This window comes from Wolbachia endosymbiont of Tuta absoluta, assembly GCF_059414725.1.
Genome location: NZ_JBNRJY010000597.1, coordinates 1 through 427, shown reverse-complemented (window position 1 = coordinate 427; position 427 = coordinate 1). Strand labels below are relative to the sequence as shown.

Annotated in this window: 1 protein-coding gene; it reads left to right on the top strand. The window is 34.2% G+C overall.

Translation table 11 applies throughout. From position 1 onward, the window contains the following. Positions 1-267 precede the first annotated feature (267 nt). Positions 268-427: Mur ligase family protein (locus ACJ5GX_RS06640; RefSeq protein ID WP_495292830.1), on the top strand; the 160-nt coding region annotated here is incomplete at its 3' end.

Here is a 427-nt window from a genome sequence, read left to right as displayed (position 1 = left end):
TCAAACAGACACTCGCATTCTAATGACCCCCATTATACGACAGTTGCATAAACTACTATTAAAAACTTGCAAAAATTTAAATGTTGGTTGAAATTCTGCCCGCGCTCGAAATTTTTGCAATTTGGCAAAACGTACTAGGTTTTTGGATTTGTGTGTGACTTTACCTGCGTGTAAGTTGAGAATGAAAAAAAGACGTTATCTAAGTACAAAATTACTTATTTAATATTTTTCACAACGATCTAGCACATTTCACTAACATTTGCCAAAATGATCCCGTGTAGTGTCGGCACATGCAATTCTGAAAAAAAATTAACAAATTATAAAAAAGAGAACTTACTAAGAAACGGAACAAGAGGGATCGATCATTTGGACTATCACAAAAGTATCGATGAGTATTTTGAGGCCAAGAAAAGGTTGTTTGATGAGG